The 18,813-nt window shown below is 53.7% G+C and carries 17 protein-coding genes; 7 read left to right on the top strand and 10 right to left on the bottom strand.

Translation table 11 applies throughout. The features are described from left to right. Positions 1-78 precede the first annotated feature (78 nt). The 3 genes from aroQ to accC are packed head-to-tail and all read left to right on the top strand — an operon-like array spanning position 79 to position 2,344. Positions 79-525, top strand: coding sequence for a type II 3-dehydroquinate dehydratase (gene aroQ, locus BC440_RS20440; RefSeq protein ID WP_037988093.1), 447 nt, complete (start codon positions 79-81; stop codon positions 523-525). A gap of 11 nt (positions 526-536) precedes the next feature. Next, a complete protein-coding gene (accB, locus tag BC440_RS20435; RefSeq protein WP_007090289.1) occupies positions 537-983 on the top strand; it encodes an acetyl-CoA carboxylase biotin carboxyl carrier protein in 447 nt (148 codons plus the stop codon). A gap of 17 nt (positions 984-1,000) precedes the next feature. Beyond that, a complete protein-coding gene (gene accC, locus BC440_RS20430) occupies positions 1,001-2,344 on the top strand; it encodes an acetyl-CoA carboxylase biotin carboxylase subunit (RefSeq protein WP_007090290.1) in 1,344 nt (447 codons plus the stop codon). Positions 2,345-2,428: 84 nt separating this feature from the next. Here the strand turns inward: accC and BC440_RS20425 are convergent, their stop codons facing one another. After that, the gene (locus BC440_RS20425) at positions 2,429-3,043 is read right to left on the bottom strand and encodes a LysE family translocator (RefSeq protein WP_071241185.1); all 615 of its coding nucleotides are present in this window, start codon (positions 3,041-3,043) and stop codon (positions 2,429-2,431) included. A gap of 156 nt (positions 3,044-3,199) precedes the next feature. On the opposite strand from BC440_RS20425, the gene aat reads away from it, so the two are divergent. Further along, entirely contained in the window at positions 3,200-3,847 is a 648-nt protein-coding gene (aat, locus tag BC440_RS20420; RefSeq protein ID WP_007090292.1) for a leucyl/phenylalanyl-tRNA--protein transferase, read from the top strand. A 70-nt stretch (positions 3,848-3,917) separates the two neighbouring features. Next, positions 3,918-4,400 carry an N-acetyltransferase gene (locus BC440_RS20415; protein ID WP_071241184.1) on the top strand — a complete coding sequence of 161 codons (483 nt, stop codon included), beginning with the start codon at positions 3,918-3,920 and terminating at the stop codon, positions 4,398-4,400. Positions 4,401-4,467: 67 nt separating this feature from the next. Here BC440_RS20415 and serA read toward each other — a convergent pair whose 3' ends face one another. Next, on the bottom strand, positions 4,468-5,709 hold the full coding sequence (gene serA, locus BC440_RS20410) for a phosphoglycerate dehydrogenase (protein WP_007090294.1): 1,242 nt from the start codon (positions 5,707-5,709) through the stop codon (positions 4,468-4,470). 228 nt (positions 5,710-5,937) lie between these two features. On the opposite strand from serA, the gene BC440_RS20405 reads away from it, so the two are divergent. Further along, positions 5,938-7,086 carry a GNAT family N-acetyltransferase gene (locus BC440_RS20405; RefSeq protein WP_007090295.1) on the top strand — a complete coding sequence of 383 codons (1,149 nt, stop codon included), beginning with the start codon at positions 5,938-5,940 and terminating at the stop codon, positions 7,084-7,086. Between the two features lie 81 nt (positions 7,087-7,167). On the opposite strand, the gene BC440_RS20400 is transcribed toward BC440_RS20405, so the two are convergent. From BC440_RS20400 to BC440_RS20370, 7 genes are all read right to left on the bottom strand, one after another. Beyond that, on the bottom strand, positions 7,168-8,850 hold the full coding sequence (locus tag BC440_RS20400; protein WP_037988022.1) for a methyl-accepting chemotaxis protein: 1,683 nt from the start codon (positions 8,848-8,850) through the stop codon (positions 7,168-7,170). A 12-nt stretch (positions 8,851-8,862) separates the two neighbouring features. Further along, the gene (locus BC440_RS20395; RefSeq protein ID WP_071241183.1) at positions 8,863-9,480 is read right to left on the bottom strand and encodes a hypothetical protein; all 618 of its coding nucleotides are present in this window, start codon (positions 9,478-9,480) and stop codon (positions 8,863-8,865) included. Between the two features lie 506 nt (positions 9,481-9,986). Further along, positions 9,987-10,541, bottom strand: a complete 555-nt coding sequence (locus tag BC440_RS20390; RefSeq protein WP_007090298.1) for a hypothetical protein — start codon at positions 10,539-10,541, stop codon at positions 9,987-9,989. Between the two features lie 101 nt (positions 10,542-10,642). Next, positions 10,643-12,964 carry an ATP-dependent Clp protease ATP-binding subunit ClpA gene (gene clpA, locus BC440_RS20385; protein ID WP_071241182.1) on the bottom strand — a complete coding sequence of 774 codons (2,322 nt, stop codon included), beginning with the start codon at positions 12,962-12,964 and terminating at the stop codon, positions 10,643-10,645. A gap of 3 nt (positions 12,965-12,967) precedes the next feature. After that, a complete protein-coding gene (gene clpS, locus BC440_RS20380) occupies positions 12,968-13,294 on the bottom strand; it encodes an ATP-dependent Clp protease adapter ClpS (RefSeq protein WP_037988091.1) in 327 nt (108 codons plus the stop codon). Positions 13,295-13,555: 261 nt separating this feature from the next. After that, positions 13,556-14,785 carry a phasin family protein gene (locus BC440_RS20375; RefSeq protein ID WP_175484513.1) on the bottom strand — a complete coding sequence of 410 codons (1,230 nt, stop codon included), beginning with the start codon at positions 14,783-14,785 and terminating at the stop codon, positions 13,556-13,558. A 304-nt stretch (positions 14,786-15,089) separates the two neighbouring features. Continuing rightward, positions 15,090-15,752: a hypothetical protein gene (locus BC440_RS20370; protein ID WP_071241180.1), complete on the bottom strand. Its 663-nt coding sequence runs from the start codon at positions 15,750-15,752 to the stop codon at positions 15,090-15,092. Positions 15,753-16,014: 262 nt separating this feature from the next. On the opposite strand from BC440_RS20370, the gene BC440_RS20365 reads away from it, so the two are divergent. Beyond that, positions 16,015-17,325: a D-alanyl-D-alanine carboxypeptidase gene (locus BC440_RS20365; RefSeq protein WP_223305133.1), complete on the top strand. Its 1,311-nt coding sequence runs from the start codon at positions 16,015-16,017 to the stop codon at positions 17,323-17,325. 71 nt (positions 17,326-17,396) lie between these two features. On the opposite strand, the gene BC440_RS20360 is transcribed toward BC440_RS20365, so the two are convergent. Beyond that, positions 17,397-18,812, bottom strand: coding sequence for a phosphomannomutase/phosphoglucomutase (locus BC440_RS20360; RefSeq protein ID WP_071241179.1), 1,416 nt, complete (start codon positions 18,810-18,812; stop codon positions 17,397-17,399). Between the last annotated feature and the right edge of the window lies 1 nt (position 18,813).

Genomic DNA, 18,813 nt, shown 5'->3' with positions numbered 1-18,813 from the left:
CCTCGTCCGAATGCAACGTTGCGTCAGACTTTGGTCGTGCTATAAACGCATCACTATATGTTGGGCATGTGGGAACGGATGACAAAACCCGTCTACATTCTGAATGGGCCGAATTTGAACCTGCTGGGACAGCGTCAGCCGGAAATTTACGGTTCGACCACCTTGCGGGATATCGACAGCATGTGTTCGGCACATGGGTCGCAAATAGGCCTGCCCGTCGTCTTTCGCCAAAGCAATCATGAAGGCGAACTGGTTGACTGGATTCAGGAAGCCCGGCAAGAAGCTGCTGGCATTATTATCAATGCTGGGGCATATACGCACACATCGGTTGCGATCCTTGACGCCTTGCTGGCATCCGATTTGCCGGTCGTCGAGGTGCATCTTTCAAATATTCATCAGCGGGACGCATTCAGACATCATTCTTACGTCTCAAAAGCTGCAAAAGGCATGATCTGTGGTTTTGGCGCGCAGGGCTACATTCTTGGCCTTGATGCCATCAGATCACTGATCCACACACCATCATAAAAGATATCGAAATGAGCAAGTTCAACATCGACAACGATACCATTCGCCAGCTCGCCGAGCTGCTGGACGAGACCAACCTGACCGAGATCGAAGTTGCCGCAGGCGACAATCGCATTCGCGTCGCCCGTCAGGGCACCATGGTTGCAGCCGCTCCGGCTGCTGCACCGGTTGCGGCTCCTGCTGCGGCGGCTGCTCCGGCGGCACCAGCTGATGCAGGTTCCCATCCGGGTGCTGTAAAATCGCCGATGGTTGGCGTGGTCTATTTCGCACCGGAACCCGGCGCTGCACCGTTTATTTCGGTCGGTTCCAGCGTTTCCGAAGGCCAGACCCTGATGCTGATCGAAGCAATGAAGACCTTCAACCCGATCCGCGCGCCGAAATCTGGCAAAATCAGCCAGATCATCGCAACCGACGGCCATCCGGTCGAGTATGACGAGCCGCTGGTCATTATTGAATAAGCCGGGGTAAACACCGCATGTTCGACAAACTACTGATTGCCAACCGTGGCGAAATCGCGCTGCGTATTCAGCGCGCCTGCCGCGAAATGGGCATCAAAACTGTCGCGGTGCATTCCACCGCCGATGCCGATGCCATGCATGTCCGCCTGGCAGACGAAGCCGTCTGCATCGGCCCGGCCGCATCGAAAGACAGCTATCTGAATATTCCGGCGATCCTGTCGGCTGCCGAAATCACCGGGGCGGAAGCCATCCATCCGGGTTACGGCTTCCTGTCGGAAAATGCCGACTTTGCCGCCATGGTCGAAGAACATGGCTTTGCCTTTGTCGGTCCGTCGGCGGAACATATCCGCATGATGGGTGACAAGATCACCGCCAAACTCACCGCAGCAAAACTGGGCATTCCGGTTGTTCCGGGGTCGGACGGAGAAATCACCACCGTTGCCGAGGCGCAAAAATGCGCCAAGGAAATCGGCTATCCGGTTCTGATCAAGGCATCGGGCGGCGGCGGCGGTCGCGGCATGAAAGTGGTCGAGCGCGACGAAGACCTTGCCGAAGCCTTTTCCATGACCCGCAAGGAAGCATTGCAGAACTTTGGCAATGCCGCGGTTTATATGGAAAAGTACCTTGGCAAACCGCGCCATATCGAACTTCAGGTTATCGGCGATTCCCACGGAAATGCCGTCCATCTGTTCGAACGTGACTGTTCCTTACAGCGCCGTCACCAGAAAGTGCTTGAAGAAGCCCCTTCGCCGACGCTGACACCGGAAGAACGCGAACGGATCGGATCGACCGTTGCCAACGCGATGCGTGGCATGGGATATCGCAATGCCGGTACGATTGAATTCCTGTATGAAAATGGCGAATTCTATTTCATTGAAATGAACACCCGCCTGCAGGTCGAACATCCAGTGACCGAAGCCATTTCGGGCGTTGACCTTGTGCGTGAACAGATTCGCGTTGCCGCGGGCCTTGAACTGTCCTTTACACAGGAAGATCTGGAAATTCACGGCCATGCGATTGAATGCCGCATCAATGCCGAAGATCCGGAAACCTTTGTGCCGTCACCGGGCAAGATCAAGGAATATCATGCACCGGGCGGTTTGGGCGTGCGTGTCGATAGCGGTATCTATACCGGTTATTCGATCCCGCCCTATTACGACAGCATGATTGCAAAGCTGATCGTGCATGGACGTGACCGCGAAGAATGCATGATGCGCCTGCGCCGTGCCTTGGCCGAATATGCGATTGGCGGGATCAAAACCACCATTCCGCTGCATCAGAAGCTTCTGGCGCAGCCTGATATCCAGAAAGGTGATTACGATATTCACTGGCTGGAAAAATTCATGGGCATGAAGAAGTAACCTTCTATATCCCGATCAAAAAACGGGGCTTCCTTTCGGGAGTCCCGTTTTTGTTTGGGAATTTCCGTTAGCCCAGCAACGCCCCTAGCGAGACGCGATGGCGACCGCCGCCCCGGCCATCACCGTTGCACTGGTGCGGTTGGCGATTTTCATAGCACGTCGGCTGCGGATCAGGTGGCGCAGACGCGACGCCATGAAAACCCATGTCAGGTCGACCGCGACCAGAACCACCATCAGGGCGACGGAAAGTTCGAACCAGCCAAACAGCGACACGGATGCCAGATCAATCACGGTCGGAACCAGCGCCATATAGAACAGCATGATTTTCGGATTGCCCATCGTCACCGTCATGCCCGCGATGAACATCCGAACACCGGATTTTGTATCGGGGATGGTTTCGGCATCGACATCAACAGACGCGTGCCACATCTTCCACGCCAGATACAGAAGATAGGCCACACCAACATATTTGATGATGGCGAACAGAAGATGGAAGCTGTTTGCGATGGCCGACAGGCCAAGTACGGCAAAGCTGAGCCAGGTCAGTTCGCCAATCCACAATGCGGCCAGAAACGGCAGGATATCGCGGTATCCACGTGCAAGAACCCGGGCCACCAGTGCCGCAACACTTGGCCCCGGCGATCCTGATGCCACCAGCAACGCCCCGGCAAAAATAATCAGCGAAGAAATTTCGAGCATTTTACAATTCCGGCGCGAAAGAATTAATCATACATTTCGATTATCATGCCAAACATAGCCGATGGACTGCAAGCTGCTATCTTGTCAGAACAGTGCGCGTTCACATATGTAAACAGACGATTTGCAAACAGGACCGAAACCATTATCACCGCGATCATGTCGAACCAACTGACCCCTGATCTGTTGATCCGTGCCTATTCGGTCGGCCTGTTTCCCATGGCCGAAAGCCATGATGACCCGACCCTTTACTGGATTGACCCGGAATGGCGTGGCGTATTGCCGCTTGATGGCTTCCACGTGCCCAGAAGCCTGCGCAAAGCGGTGCGCAAGGGGACATTCAAGGTCCATGTAAACAAAGCCTTTCCCGATGTCATTCGTGCCTGTGCGGAGCCAACCGACAGCCGGGATGATACGTGGATCAATGACAATATCCTTGATGCCTATTGCGCGCTTCACAAGATGGGGTGCGCCCATTCGATCGAGGCATGGCTTGATGGCAAGCTGGTTGGCGGTCTTTATGGCGTCAGCCTGGGGCAGGCGTTTTTTGGCGAAAGCATGTTTTCGCGTGCGACCAATGCATCAAAGGTGGCATTGGTGCATCTTGTCGCCCTTTTGCGGCAAGGCGGCTATACCCTGCTTGATACCCAGTTCGTCAATGATCACCTAAAACAGTTCGGGGTGGTCGAAATCCCACGGGAACGTTATCGTTCCGAACTTGCCCGCGCGCTTGCCGGACGGGCGAGCCTGCCGTTTGAAGCGGACCCCGAATTTATCGAACAGGTCTTGCAACAGGGCGACCGCTAACACCTGCCCGCGTCGTGTTTTATCCCCTGCCCCGCGCGGGCTTGTCCCCCACGAAAGACTGACCGTTACAATGCAGATACGCCCCGCCACCCAGAATGATGTCGCGAAAATCCTTGAAATCGTTGCCCCGGTCCTTCGGGCCGGTGAAACCTATGTCATGCCCATCGACATGACCGACACGGATGTGTTGGCCTATTGGATGGGCGCGGACAGGGAAACCTTCGTTGCCGAGGAAGACGGGCAGATTGTTGGCACCTATTACCTGAAGGCCAATCAGCCGGGCAATGGTGCCCATGTCGCCAATTGCGGCTATATGACCGCCCCCGATGCGGGCGGGCGCGGGATTGCGCGGCGAATGTGCGAAGACTCGCTGATCCGTGCAAGGGATCGGGGCTTCAAGGCAATGCAGTTCAATTTCGTCATCGCCAGCAACAAGGCCGCGGTGCATCTTTGGCCGCAGCTTGGCTTTGAAATTGTCGGGCGTTTACCCGGTGCCTATATGCACCCGACACACGGCGAAACCGACGCACTGATCATGTATCGCAAACTATAAGAAAAGGGCGGAAACAATGATGTTTCCGCCCTTCTCAGTTTGATTGCATTGCGCAACTATAGATAGATCAGAACAGGAAGCGAACCCGAAGCGTACCGTCGATGGCTTCGAGTTCCTTGCGGATGCCAAGCCCCGGCTGGATTTCCTCGTCGACTTCGACAACCACGTAACCCACGCCGCCTTCGGAACGCAGATACTGACCGCTGATATTCATGCCACGCGTTGCAAACACGTCGTTGATTTTCGACAGAACGCCCGGAACGTTGCGATGAATATGCATGAAGCGGGTGTGCTTGCGATCCTTGACCGGCAGCGAAACTTCCGGGAAGTTGACCGCACCCAGCGTCGACCCGTTATCGGAATAGGTGATCAGCTTGTCGGCAACTTCGACACCGATATTTTCCTGTGCTTCCTGGGTGGAACCACCGATATGCGGGGTCAGGATCACGTTCGGCATACCGCGAAGCGGGCTCTGGAATTCCTCGTCCTTGCCCGCAGGCTCGACCGGGAACACGTCAAGGGCTGCACCGGCCAGATGGCCGCGTTCCAAGGCCGCAGCAAGGTCTTCGATCACGATGACATTGCCACGTGCCGCGTTGATCAGGTGCGCCCCCGGCTTCATCTTGGCGATTTCGGTCGCGGTGATCATGTTTTTGGTCTGTTCGTTGGCCGGAACATGCAACGAAACGACATCAGATTTCGCCAGCAATTCATCCATCGAACTGCACGAGGTGGCATTACCCATCGCAAGCTTGTTGATCACATCATAATAAATGACGTTCATGCCAAGCGATTCCGCCAGAACCGACAGCTGCGATCCGATATGACCATAGCCGATGATGCCCAAAGTCTTGCCGCGCGCCTCGTACGAGCCCTTGGCATTTTTAAGCCAGCCACCGGCATGGGCAGCCTTGTCACGCTGCGGGATACCGCGCATCAGCATGATGATCTGACCCAGAACCAGTTCGGCGACCGAACGGGTATTGGAATAAGGCGCATTGAAGACCGGAATACCGCGCATCGCAGCGGCTTTCAGATCAACCTGATTGGTGCCGATACAGAAACAACCGATAGAGGTCAGCTTGGGTGCAGCGTCGATGACTTCTTCGGTCAGTTTGGTGCGGGAACGGATGCCCAGAAAATGCGCTTCGGAGACGACGGATTTCAGTTCATCCGCATCCAGAGCAGCAGGGTAGTGGTCGACATTTGAGTAGCCGGCCTCTTTGAACATCTTTACAGCGTTTTCATGGATACCTTCGAGCAGGACGATCTTGATCTTGTCCTTCTCCAACGAAAGCTTGCTGTTCACGGCGCACCATCCTTTTCTTTGCGAGGGCGACACGGGCATTTCCCGAGCCGTAGGGCCGTAACGTTACGCGCCCTTGGCCCAATGAAATAGGGCCTAAGGCAACGTCCGTCAAAGGCTTTCCCTTGCGCAAACATGCAATGCGCCTATCTTCTGAACGCATATACCGGCTATTGCGTATAGAATGCAGGCCCGAACGGCGACCAAGGATTGAACACAGGGGACCCCATCTTGCCTGCCGAGATAAGAACCGTTACCGATATCCATAAAATCGGCGAAGCCGACTGGGACAAATGCGCAGGCACGGCGAACCCGTTTGTCAGCTTTGCCTTTCTTTCCGCAATGGAAGATAGTGGCTCGGCCAATGCCGATACCGGTTGGCAACCCTTTCATCTGGTGGTTACCGATGATGACGATACGGTTGCCGGGATTGTGCCGCTTTATGTCAAATCGCATTCCTATGGCGAATATGTCTTCGACTGGAGCTGGGCGGAAGCCTATGAGCGGGCGGGTGGACGGTATTATCCGAAATTACAGGCCGCCGTACCCTTTTCACCGGTTCCGGGCCCGCGGCTTCTGATACGGTCCGATCATCCAGCCCCTGAGCGCGTTCGCACACTTCTGATTGGTGCGCTTTGTGCCCTGCCCGAACGGCTTGGCATTGCCAGCCTGCATGTAACGTTTTGCAGTGGCGATGAAAGCCGGGCGATGCAAGATGCCGGATTTCTTCCGCGAACCGGCATTCAATATCACTGGTACAATCGTGGTTACGACAGTTTTGACGATTTCCTTGGCGCGCTGAATTCGCGCAAACGCAAAAATCTGCGCAAGGAACGCAAACAGGTGCGCGATGCGGGATACAGCTTTGAAGTTCTATCGGGTGATGACCTTAAAGCCGCCCATTGGGACCGGTTTTATGCCTTTTATCACGACACATCGGATCGCAAATGGGGGCAGGCCTATTTAACGCGGGAGTTCTTTGATCTTCTGCATGAACGGGTCCGGGACCGGACCGTTTTGGTGGCTGCCTTTCGTGACGGCGACATGGTTGCCGGGGCGCTCAACCTGATCGGCACGGAAACCTTATACGGACGCAACTGGGGCACTGTTGACCGGACCCCGCTTTTGCATTTCGAGACCTGTTACTATCAGGCGATCGATATCGCGATTGAACGCGGCCTTAAAACGGTTGAGGCCGGGGCACAGGGTGAACACAAAATCCAGCGTGGCTATGAACCGGTTCTGACCCATTCGGCACATCTGATTGCCGATGCCGGTTTACGCACTGCCGTGGCCCGTTTTCTGGATCAGGAACGCCATCATATCGCGCAGGATCGCGAATTTATCGTGGCCGAACACAGCCCGTTCAAACAGGAATGAACCGGCAGCTCCACCAAGCAAAAAGGAGCACGATGCATCAGCATCGCGCCCCTTCCTGACTGCCCAACCAACTCAGTATTTTTAGACGGCTCTGACGTCGTTCAGGAAGCCATTTACATGGCTTCTCAGCTCATCATTGGCGGCCGCAAGACGACCGACACAGTCAAGCTGACCATTCGAAAGATCACCGCTTTCGGTTGTGGCCAGGGCAACACTTTTCACCGCATTTGAAATCGCGACGTTGCCATTGGCAGCCCCTTCGACACTGCGTGAAATTTCTTCGGTTGCAGCGCCCTGCTCTTCCACCGCACTGGCAACAACCGACATCAGTTCATCAATTTGATGAATGGTTTCGGCAAAGCCGCGAACGGCTTCGGCGGCGGCACCGGTTTCACCCTGCATTTCGGTAATTTTCGCAGTGATCTGTTCGGTTGCCTTCACCGTCTGGGCAGCAAGGTTTTTGACTTCCCCCGCCACCACCGCAAAGCCCTTGCCTGCATCGCCGGCACGTGCGGATTCAATTGTCGCGTTAAGTGCCAGCAGGTTTGTCTGATCAGCAATGTCGCTGATCAGGCTGACAACTTCACCAACACTTTGCGCCGCTTCGTTCAGCATTTCGACACGCTGATTGGTGCGTTCGGTTTCCGCAACGGCATGCTGGGTAATTTCGGTAACACGTGCGATCTGCGATGCGATTTCAGAAATCGACGCGGAAAGCTGCGCGGTTGCCGATGCAACGGTTTCGATGTCTCCCGATGATTCTTCGGCCTGCTCTGCCACACTTTTCGCATCCTGATTGGCGCGAACCGAATGTGACGAAAGCGTTTCCGATGCACTGCGGACTTCGTCCAGCGCAACATTAACCGCCGAAAGAACTTCCTGGATTTTATGATCGAAACCGGCAGTCAGTGTACCCATACGCTTGCTGCGTTCGATCTGGCGTTCGGCTTCAATCCGTTCCTGTTCGGCCATCCGGGCACGTTCACGGGCGTTTTCACGGAACACTTCAAGCGATTTGGCCATCGCCCCCACTTCGTCGGCGCGCTTCATATCAAGGATTTCGATATCAAGGTTGCCAGATGCCAGACTTCCCATCGCATCCGTCATCTTGCGGATCGGTGTCGCAATAAGGCGCGACAACGTGCCACCAAACAATGCCGCCATGGCGATCAGCAAAACAACACCAATGCCCAGTGTGGTCTGGAACAGCATCATGGCCCGTTCGACACGGTTTTCGACATCCAGGTTCATCTGGTCGATATTTTCTGCCAGTTCCAGGGCAATCTTCGATACGCTGTCGGACAGTTCGCGCGGTTCGCCGGAAGCTTCAATCGCACGCGCATGGTTGACGGTCAGATAATGACGCATCAGTTTCGCCTGTTCGCTGGCGATCTCTTCCCAGCGATCAATTGCGCTGTCCATCTGTTCGATAAGATCGGCAATTGTCGGGTTAATCGTCGCGTAGGCTTTCAGAACATCGGTGCGGGTATCGATTTCAGCCAGCGATTCCTGATAACTTTCAAGTCCGGTCCGGTCACCGGTTGTCAGGAAATAAACCAGTTCCTGACGCGCCATCAGATAGGAGCGGTCCAGGTTGCGATAGTCGCGTTCGAAATCAGAAAGATAATCACGTTGATCATTGGCAGACTTGACCTGGAAAGTCGCAAACATCCCGGCACCCGCAACCATCAGGATGACCACAATCATCACAGCAAAGCAGGTCGTCAGCTTGGCTGGTATGGAAAGGTTTTTGAAGAAGTTCATTGTCCGTCTCCCTTACAACTGCTGACGACGCGCGAGTTCATTAAGATTGACCTCGATCGTGACGGCACCGATTGGTGCCCCTTGCTGATCGCTCATGGTCATATTGAGCTGCGAACGCCAAGTGTCGGATTCTTCGTTATATTCAGCTTCATCAATGAAGACGGCGTTGGCTCCGTTGGGGAAGGTGTTTTTGAACTTGGCCTCGTCCCCCTGCCAGAAATCGGAAGTGATCGAGCTTTGCCCGACATTGAGGCCGACAGCGTCCATGACAAATATTTCGGCAAACAATCCGCCGGAACGCGCCTGGATCTGCGTCAGATAACTGGAAAGAGGATTGGTCAGAATGGCTGCGACCAGCGGCTGGTCCTCAGCTTCGCGTTCCGCCACCCATTGTTTGTCGGCAGCATCGATCTGATCCTGCGTCATACCTTTGCGCAACCGGTTCTGCGACGAGATTGAAAGTTCGACCACCGGATTTGCAAGCCATTCCCGAACATCACGGATCGTGTCATCCGTAATCAACTGGTCCGGTGCCCCGGGCAAATCTGACTTGGCATTGGCGGCAGTGACACCAAACGAAGTGCCAATCATCAGACCCGTCACCAGAACAAGGTGTTTTTTTATCTTCATAACCCTTCCTACCCCTCCGTATGCAAATACTATCCCTTGGTATAGATTATACAGAGAAAAATCTGTTCATCAACTACTTTTAGACGCAGGAAAATATATACAAACACGCATACATTATCCGATATCCCCATATGGGGATGCCAGTTAAGCCATTGGAGGGCTGGATGATAAGAAAAGGGGGACAAAAGAAAAAAGCGGCGGAAAAACCGCCGCTGAGTTTGGTTGGGACACGAGCAAACTGCAGAAGATTACGTTGTTCCAGGCGCAAGATGCGCCCCTGCAAAGAACAACTGTCCGATCACACATATGCATAGGGTGTGCCAGTTTTTGGCATCACCTTAAAATCGCAGAATTTGGCCGATTATTGATTGAAAAAACTCTGATAAGACAACTACTTCAAAATTAATTCGCAATTTGCGACAGAAATATTTGCAAAATGCGATAGTCATTCTTTGCATTTTGCAAAACGCAATTTAAGTCAAATGACAGCAGGATTGATCTGCAGATCAACCGGCGTTGCGGCGTGCCGGCTTACGCTTTTTTCGATTTCCGAAATTCAGCAAAGCAGGAGCGTTTTCAATGATTTCCTGAAGAATTTCCTTGGCAATCTCAAGATCATCCTTGGCACCTTCATCAAGGTGGCTGATATATCGCGGATTGGAAATCATGCGCTCTGCCTCATAAAGCGTGCGAAGCTCGCTTTGAAACATCTCGCGCGCACCAAGCGGCAGAACCGGCTTGGCACTCATCACAAAGAAGAATTTCAGGCTGGTTTTGATCACGATGCGCAGCATCAGGATCTGCAATTTATGGAATTGCTCTTCAAGCTCGTCCTTTTTCGGATGCTTTTCAAGCTTTGCAAGGCGGTCGGTGATCACCAGCGAAAGCGCTTTGAAATTATCGACTTCCTCGCGGAAAGGCCGGTAACCTGTCACTTCCGTTGTATCGACCGTCTTCTCGATCACATCTGCCAAAGCCACAAGCCTGCGCGCCTGCGATTCAAGTTTGGACAGAAACTTCTCGACTTCATCCCGATATTTTCGCTGTGTCGCCTGGTTCATTGTTTTTATATGCCACCAAAAGCAATTGCCCGAAACAACTGTTCCGGGCAATCACAATAACGCGCCAAAACTTAATGACAAGGTAATCGATCACAGGGCAATCAGTTTGCCATTTCCGGATCTTTTTCCTTTTTCGACCCGCCACCATTTTCTTCCGGATAACGGAAGATAACGGCATCGTCTTCGATATCGACCAGAACGGCCCCGCCCTTTTCGAGTTTGCCAAACAGCAATTCCTCGGCCAGCGGCTTTTTGACGTGTTCCTGAATGACACGCCCCAAAGGACGCGCCCCAAAGGCCGCATCATAGCCCCGTTCGCCCAGCCAGGTCCGCGCTGCTTCGGTCAGTTCGATCGAAACATTGCGATCTGCAAGCTGGACTTCAAGCTGCAGGATGAACTTATCCACCACCATCTTGACGACCTCAGGCTTGAGGTTTTCAAACGGAATGACCGCGTCCAGACGATTACGGAATTCCGGCGAGAAAGTCCGCTTGATCGCCTCTGCATCCTCGCCGGTACGCATTTCGCGTTTGAAACCGATGGGCGGCTTTGCCATATCCGATGCGCCCGCGTTGGTCGTCATCACCAGCACAATATTACGGAAATCAACGGTCTTGCCGTTATTATCCGTAAGCTTGCCGTGGTCCATCACCTGCAAAAGAATATTGAACAGGTCCGGATGGGCTTTCTCGATCTCGTCAAGCAGGACAACCGCATGCGGATGCTGATCGACGGAATCGGTCAGAAGCCCGCCCTGATCGAAACCGACATAGCCGGGCGGCGCACCAATCAGGCGAGAAACGCTGTGGCGTTCCATATATTCGGACATGTCGAACCGTATGAATTCGATCCCCATGACATGCGCCAGCTGCTTGGTCACCTCGGTCTTACCAACACCTGTCGGGCCGGAGAACAGATAGCTGCCAATCGGCTTTTCCGGTTCGCGCAAACCGGCACGTGCGAGCTTGATCGCACTGGCAACGGCTTCAATCGCCTTGTCTTGACCAAATACAACGGTCTTGAGGTCACGTTCCAGATTGGCCAATGCCTTACGGTCATCCGTCGACACCGATTTTGGTGGTATGCGGGCAATCTTGGCGACGATTTCTTCGACATCGCGTTTGGAAATCGTGCGCTTGCGCTTGCTTGGTGCCACCAGCATCCGGGATGCCCCGACTTCGTCAATCACATCAATCGCGCTATCGGGACGTTTGCGGTCATTGATATAGCGTGATGCCAGCTCGACCGCAGACCGAATGGCCTCGTTGGTGTATTTGACGTGATGATGTTCCTCGTAATAGGGCTTGAGTCCCTTGAGGATTTTAATGGTATCTTCGGGAGACGGTTCTTCGACATCGATTTTCTGGAAACGACGCACAAGGGCGCGGTCCTTTTCGAAATGACCGCGGAATTCCTTGTAAGTCGTGGAACCGATGCACCGAAGCGAACCGCTGGCCAAGGCCGGTTTCAACAGGTTCGAGGCATCCATTGCCCCGCCCGATGTCGCGCCCGCGCCGATCACCGTGTGAATTTCATCAATGAACAGAACCGCGCCATCAAACTCTTCAAGTTCCTTGACGACCGCCTTCAGGCGCTCTTCGAAGTCACCACGATACCGTGTCCCGGCCAGAAGCGCGCCCATATCAAGAGAGAAAATGGTGGCATCCGCAAGAACCTCGGGGACATCACCATCAACAATGCGACGCGCCAAGCCTTCGGCGATGGCGGTTTTACCAACCCCCGGATCACCAACATAAAGCGGGTTGTTCTTGGTGCGACGGCACAGGACCTGAATGGTGCGTTCAATTTCGCTTTGGCGGCCGATCAACGGATCAATCTTGCCATTCTGCGCCTTGACATTAAGGTTCACGCAATAAGCCTTGAGCGCCTCGCCCTCGCCAGCGGCGACACCTTCTTCAGCGTCGGTTGTCGCACCGGGTGCAACTTCTTCTTCGGCACCACGCGGAATGCGGCGTTCGTTCAGTTCTGGCGCCTTGGCAATTCCGTGGGAAATGTAATTGACCGCATCCAGACGGGTCATGTCCTGCAATTGCAGGTAATAGACCGCATGCGATTCACGTTCGGAGAACAGTGCAACCAGCACATTCGCCCCTGTTACCTCTTCTCGCCCGGAAGACTGAACATGAATGGCTGCGCGCTGTATCACGCGCTGGAAACCAGCCGTCGGCTTGGGGTCCACCAAACGCGCACTGATCAGGCCGGAAAGTTCGCTATCAGCAAACTCCAGCAGATCCGAACGCAGACGATCAACGTCCACCCGGCACGCTTTCAGAACAGACAACGCGTCCTGATCTTCGGTCAATGACAACAGAAGATGTTCCAGCGTTGCATATTCATGACGCCGCTCAGAGGCATATGCCAGCGCACGATGTAAGCTTTCTTCAAGGTTACGTGAGAGCATGTTTCACTCCTTCTCTAACGTGCACTGCAGCGGATGCTGATTTTGCCGCGCCAGATCCATGACCTGGTTGACCTTGGTTTCCGCGATCTCGTAGGTGAAAACCCCACAAATTCCGACCCCCTTTCGGTGGACCTGAAGCATGATCGCGGTCGCCTCTTCCCGGCCCTTTTCAAAGAACCGTTCTAGCACATGGACAACGAATTCCATGGGGGTGTAGTCGTCATTCAGCAACAACACCTTGTACATGGACGGCTTCTTCGTCTTTGGCCGTGTCTTCGTTACGATCCCCGTATTCGGGAGACCACCACCGTCATTGTCCTGATCACTCATAATCTGCTTACCGGAACCCTTTTGTTCTGCATTGTCTCCATGATAGGTCATTGAACATCTGTTTCAAAGTCCGCAGCGACAAAACGTTTCTAACCTCATCCCAAATTCATGTAGGCCGAGAATGCCGTGCTGCAAGATCATTGATCAAACTTCGTCATCTTTGCCGTAAATATCGGTACAAAAAATAAAAACGGACATGGCTGCCAGCCATGTCCGTCCCGATACATTCATTACGGCAAAATCCTAAGTGCGTCGGTTTGCTTACTTAAGCGGAACACCAGCAGCCTTGGACATTGCAGCAAATCCGTCGGTGAAAGCAGCGAACATCATTTTCTGAATTTTTTCGCCTTCGGACATGCCGGACTCGACATAGCGTTTCAGTATACGCTCGTTCAGCTCCTGCAGTTCAGAAAGGCTTTCGACCTTTGAAAGCGCTTCGAAATCAGCTTGGGATGCATCAACTTCCCGCTGCGCCCAGGATGCCAGCTCAGCACCGAAGGAACCGCTTTTTTCCATCAGCTCAGATGAAACCTGCCATACGCCTTCGAAACTTTTTTGCTGCGTTTCGATCAGTTCTTCGTATCTGGCCATCATTTGCGTTCCAGCATCGGAGAATATGTCAGCCTGCTCGGTAATCTTTTCTGTCACCTGAGCAAGAACATCATTGACCGCCGTTAGACTTCCTTCGAGAGCATCCTGGGTTGCTGCAACCATGGTATCGACTTCCGGTGCTTTCCAAAGCTCTGTGAACGGCTCAAGGCTGACCGCACCAAACGCAGCCACATCACCAGCGGCTGTCGGCTGGGCTGCAACCTTAACCTCGACAGCAGTTTTTTGGGCATCTTTAGTATCTTTAGTATCTTTAGCTTTCGTCTCGGCCTTCGCCGCAGCTGTCACTTTGGCCGGAGCAGCCGCTTTCTCTTGCTCTGTCACGATGGAAGCCTTCTTTGCTGGGAGGGGCGTTTCGGAAATCGCACCAGATGCCTTCTCGCTGGAAACCGAAACTTTGGGTTCACTGACGGCTTTGGAGGCAGGCATAACCGTATTCTTTTTCGATGTGGTTGCCGCCTTCGGACGGCTTGCCGGTTTGGGGCCTGCCGTTGTCTTCTTTCTGGCTTGTTCGGGCGCAGGCTTGCTTTCCGCGGCTTCTGCTTTTACCGGGTCATCAGCCTTGGCCGGAGCCTCAGCCCCTTGAGCGGCAACAGGTTCTTTATTCGCCTCCGGCACTACAGCATCCGGTTTTGAAGGCTCCGCAACCGGAGGATGGCGCAATGCCTCTGCCTCAAGCGCGCTTGCGGTTGTGACGACACGCTTCGGCCGCTCTGTTGCAGCCTCGGAAATTTCAGCTGTCGCGGCCTTTGCCGGGGAAGCAGCAGACTTTTTAGCGCCATCAGAAGCTGTTTTTTGAGTCACCGCTTTTGGGCGAGAAGAGACCTTCGCCGGATTAGCATTTGTTGAAGCGGGCGCAGATTTTTTGCGAGGAGTCACCATGTGCCGACCTCCTTGAATTGGGCTTGGCATTCAGAAATTATGCTGCATCGCAACATAACCCTAGATGGAATAGAGGTGCGCCGTCAAGGTTGCTTTGGTGACATTTTAAAAGTCGTGAATGGGTCAAGCACGTCTGGGAGAACGGATTATCTTGATTCCCGGGAACCGATTGTAAAAAACCGGCATAGGTTCAATCGTTTAGCCGGGAAATTACGTTAATCCTGATATTCAGGACGCTAAAAAAACAAAAATGGCACGAGTTATGCCGTGCCATTTTCATCGAAGATTCCTGAAACGGATCAGCTTATTTCAGCTGATTTCCGCGCACAGTGCGATAGAAATGGCGAGACTCGGCTTTCTTGTCATTCTTGCTGAAAAACGGATCAGGCTGCTTTGGCGCCCCGAAAGCTGGCGGCTGTGGAAGTGTTTTTTCCAAACCCGACAGGTTTTCGAGCACATTCGGGAAAGTCAAAGCGCGCAGATCATCCTTGGTAGATGTCCAAGCAGCAAGCGTGATGCTTTGCGACGAACAGCCAATCGCAACCCAGTAATAATCGTCAGAATGCAGGCGCAATCCGTCGCGGCTTTGATATCCGAAACCATCGGCCTGAAGCGCATCGGTTAGTGCAAGATATTGTCCACGCGACAGGTTTTCCCGCGATTCCGTCCCGCCGAAAGCACCAAGGGGGGCTGTAACCTCGATATTGACCTCGCTTACGTCAAGCGGACCGAATATCCGCGACACCATCTCAAACTGCTCTGCACCGTTCCTGGGAATAAGGTCGTAACTGCGCGTTTCTTTATAATAATCAGCATTATAGACGATGCGAATCCGTCCTTCTGCATCCCCGGCAGAACATGCGGTTCGAATGTCATCCGCATTGATAAACGAGAACCAGCTACCCTTGCGCACCAGTGGATTTTCGATATCGCTTGTACCGGTAAAACTGCATGCAGAAAGCGCCATCAAACCTGCGGCACACAGTGCGCCACCACTTAAAATTGATGATTTTGTTCTTATGTTACTGACAACAGACATTATTTTTTTACGCATTCGATCCTCGATTTTTAACCTTCTGGCGGATATAAATTGAGTCTGACGAAAAAATGAGACCGCAACAAGGCGGCAAATCAGATTATCTGAACAAGCGTTAAGCATTTTTTTAATGCCGCGATGAGACACTGACCATATTTCGTCTTGGGGATCACCGTAAAGCCGAGCCCGTCAAATGCGTTTTAAGACCCGTCTTGGGCCAAAAGCGATGGCCACCGTTAGTACTGATCAAAGTCGACCGATGTGGCAATCGCAGGGTCGCAGGATTTACTGCGTCCTGTCCGTGATGCTGCTGATCATCGCGGCTGTTGTATTCACAACACCGGCAGCAATGGCACGCACCTATACAGCGATGGTTATCGACGCCGAAACCGGCGATGTCCTTCATGAATATCGCGCCGACCACAAAGTTTACCCTGCGTCACTGACCAAGATCATGACGCTTTACATGCTGTTTGATGCGCTGGATTCCGGTAAGGTATCGCTTTCGACACGCATGGAAGTTTCCAAACGCGCTTGGGGACAGGCCCCTTCGAAATTAGGCCTTCAGCCTGGTGAAAAGATTTCGGTCGAGGATGCCATTCTGGCACTCGTTACGAAATCGGCAAACGACATTGCCGTTGTGGTCGCCGAACATCTTGGCGGAACCGAGGTGAAATTCGCGCAGATGATGACCGCGAAAGCGCGCCAGATCGGCATGAAGAACACCACCTTTCGCAATGCATCAGGCCTTCCGAACCGTGGCCAGTTGACCACAGCCCGCGATATGATCCGGCTTGCGGTGTCGCTGCGCAAGGATTACGGCAACTACTACCATTATTTCAGCACCCAGAAGTTCAGCTATGGTAAGCGCACCTATGGCAACCATAACAATCTTCTGGCGTCCTATTACGGTACGGACGGCATCAAGACCGGCTATATCAATGCGTCGGGCTTTAACCTTGTCGCATCGGTCAACCGCAATGGTCGCCGTTTGATCGGCGTTGTCTTTGGTGGCCGGACAGCGCGGTCACGCGATGACCAGATGAAGAAGCTTCTTGATCAGGCCTATCTTGAACTGAAAAAAGACGGCGAAATCATCGCGCCACGTCCGCGCATCAGCCCGGATGGCAAAATTCTTCCGGCTGATACCCAGCTTCTGATGGCCAAGCAGAACAACGCCAATGAAGTCGAACAGCCCGGCCGCATTGATACCGAAACCGTTGTCGCCCGCCTGTCGCCGGAAACCGGCGGATGGGGCATTCAGGTTGGCGCGTTCAGCGATCAGCGTCGTGCACAGGAAGCCGTCCTTGCCGCAGCACGCACAGCGCCGGAAGTCCTTCGGCTGACCCGTGCCGCTGTCGAGCAGCAAAGCAACGGATCGGGTGTTGTTTATCGTGCCCGCCTGCTTGGGTTTGGTGGCGAACAGGAAGCACGCAGTGCCTGTGCTGCGCTGCGCAAGGAAAAGGTCGCCTGTATCCCGGTTAATGCCGGTGATGCCGGGTAAACAGCCTGCCTCAAATCAAAAAGCCCGCTGAAGCAATTCAGCGGGCTTTTTTGTACCTTCCAGAAAACGGCCTAGTGGCCGCCACCGGGTGCAAAGAAATCATCCGAAGTCAGACCGCTTTTTTGCAGCTGTGCGGTTACCTGTGCTTTCAACCGCAACAAACCGCTTTCATCAGCGGCCTCGCAACGGGCCACGATCGCAGGCTGGGTATTGGAAGCACGCAGCAACCACCAGCCGTCATCCGTGCTGACACGCACACCATCAATTCCACTGACTTCAGCACCAGCTTCGGACAAACGACCACGTACTTCTTCGATCAGGGCGAACTTGCGGTCATCAGGGCAGTCGATGCGGGTTTCCGGGGTATTGACGGCCACCGGCATCGCATCACGCCATTCATCAAGGCTTTTGCCACTCTGAACCAGAATGCGATACAGCCGGACCGCGGCATACATTGCATCGTCATAGCCATAGTAGCGTTCGGCAAAGAAGATATGACCGCTCATTTCACCGGCAATCGGTGCCTTTGACTCAACCATTTTGGTTTTGATCAGCGAATGGCCGGTCTTCCACATGATGGCGTTACCACCAAGGCGGGTAACCTCGTCAAACAGCGTCTGGCTGGCTTTGACATCGGCAATGATCGATGCGCCTGGCAGACGCCCGAGAACGTCGGCAGCATAAATCTGCAGCAGCTGATCGCCCCACAAGACACGCCCCTGCCCGTCAACAACACCGATACGATCACCATCGCCGTCAAAGGCGACACCCCAGTCGGCATTCAGCGATGCCACCTTGGCCTTGAGATCGACCAGATTGGCCTCGACCGTCGGGTCCGGGTGATGGTTTGGGAAAGTGCCATCGATCTCGTCAAACAGCAGATGGTGGTTGCCCGGAAGCTTTGCAGTCAGTTTGCGAACCACATCGCCCGCAGCACCATTGCCGCAGTCCCATACAATCGTCATAGGCTTGGCAACATCACAATCAAGTTCGGTCAGCAATCGTTCGACATAGTGGTCTTCGATATCAATGTCGGTAACCGAACCAGTACCGGTTTCGAAATCACCCGATGCAGCAATACGGCCCAGCTCCTGAATGGCTTCGCCAAACACCGACTTTCCGGCATTGAGCATCTTGAAACCATTGTAATTCGACGGATTATGCGACCCGGTCACCATGATGCCAGCATCGGTTTTCTGATCATAAACCGTGAAATAGAGCATCGGAGTTGGCCCACGCCCGATCCGGACAACATCACAACCGGTCGAAACGATCCCTTCGACAAGCGCACTTGCCAGTTCAGGCGAGCTCAGCCGTCCGTCCCGGCCAACGGCAACCCGTTTTCCGCCAGACTGGCGCACTTTCGTACCAAATGCCTTACCAAGAGCAAGCGCATCGACCGCATGCAGGGTTTTGCCCACGATACCGCGCACATCATATTCGCGCAGCACGGAAGGATCAAAATTGTGTCCGGCAGAGATGGTCATA

Origin of the sequence: Thalassospira sp. MIT1004 (assembly GCF_001858545.1) — a bacterium.
Classification (GTDB): domain Bacteria; phylum Pseudomonadota; class Alphaproteobacteria; order Rhodospirillales; family Thalassospiraceae; genus Thalassospira; species Thalassospira xiamenensis.
Note: the sequence above shows the minus strand (reverse complement) of the source record. Positions and strands in the feature narration are given on the sequence as shown.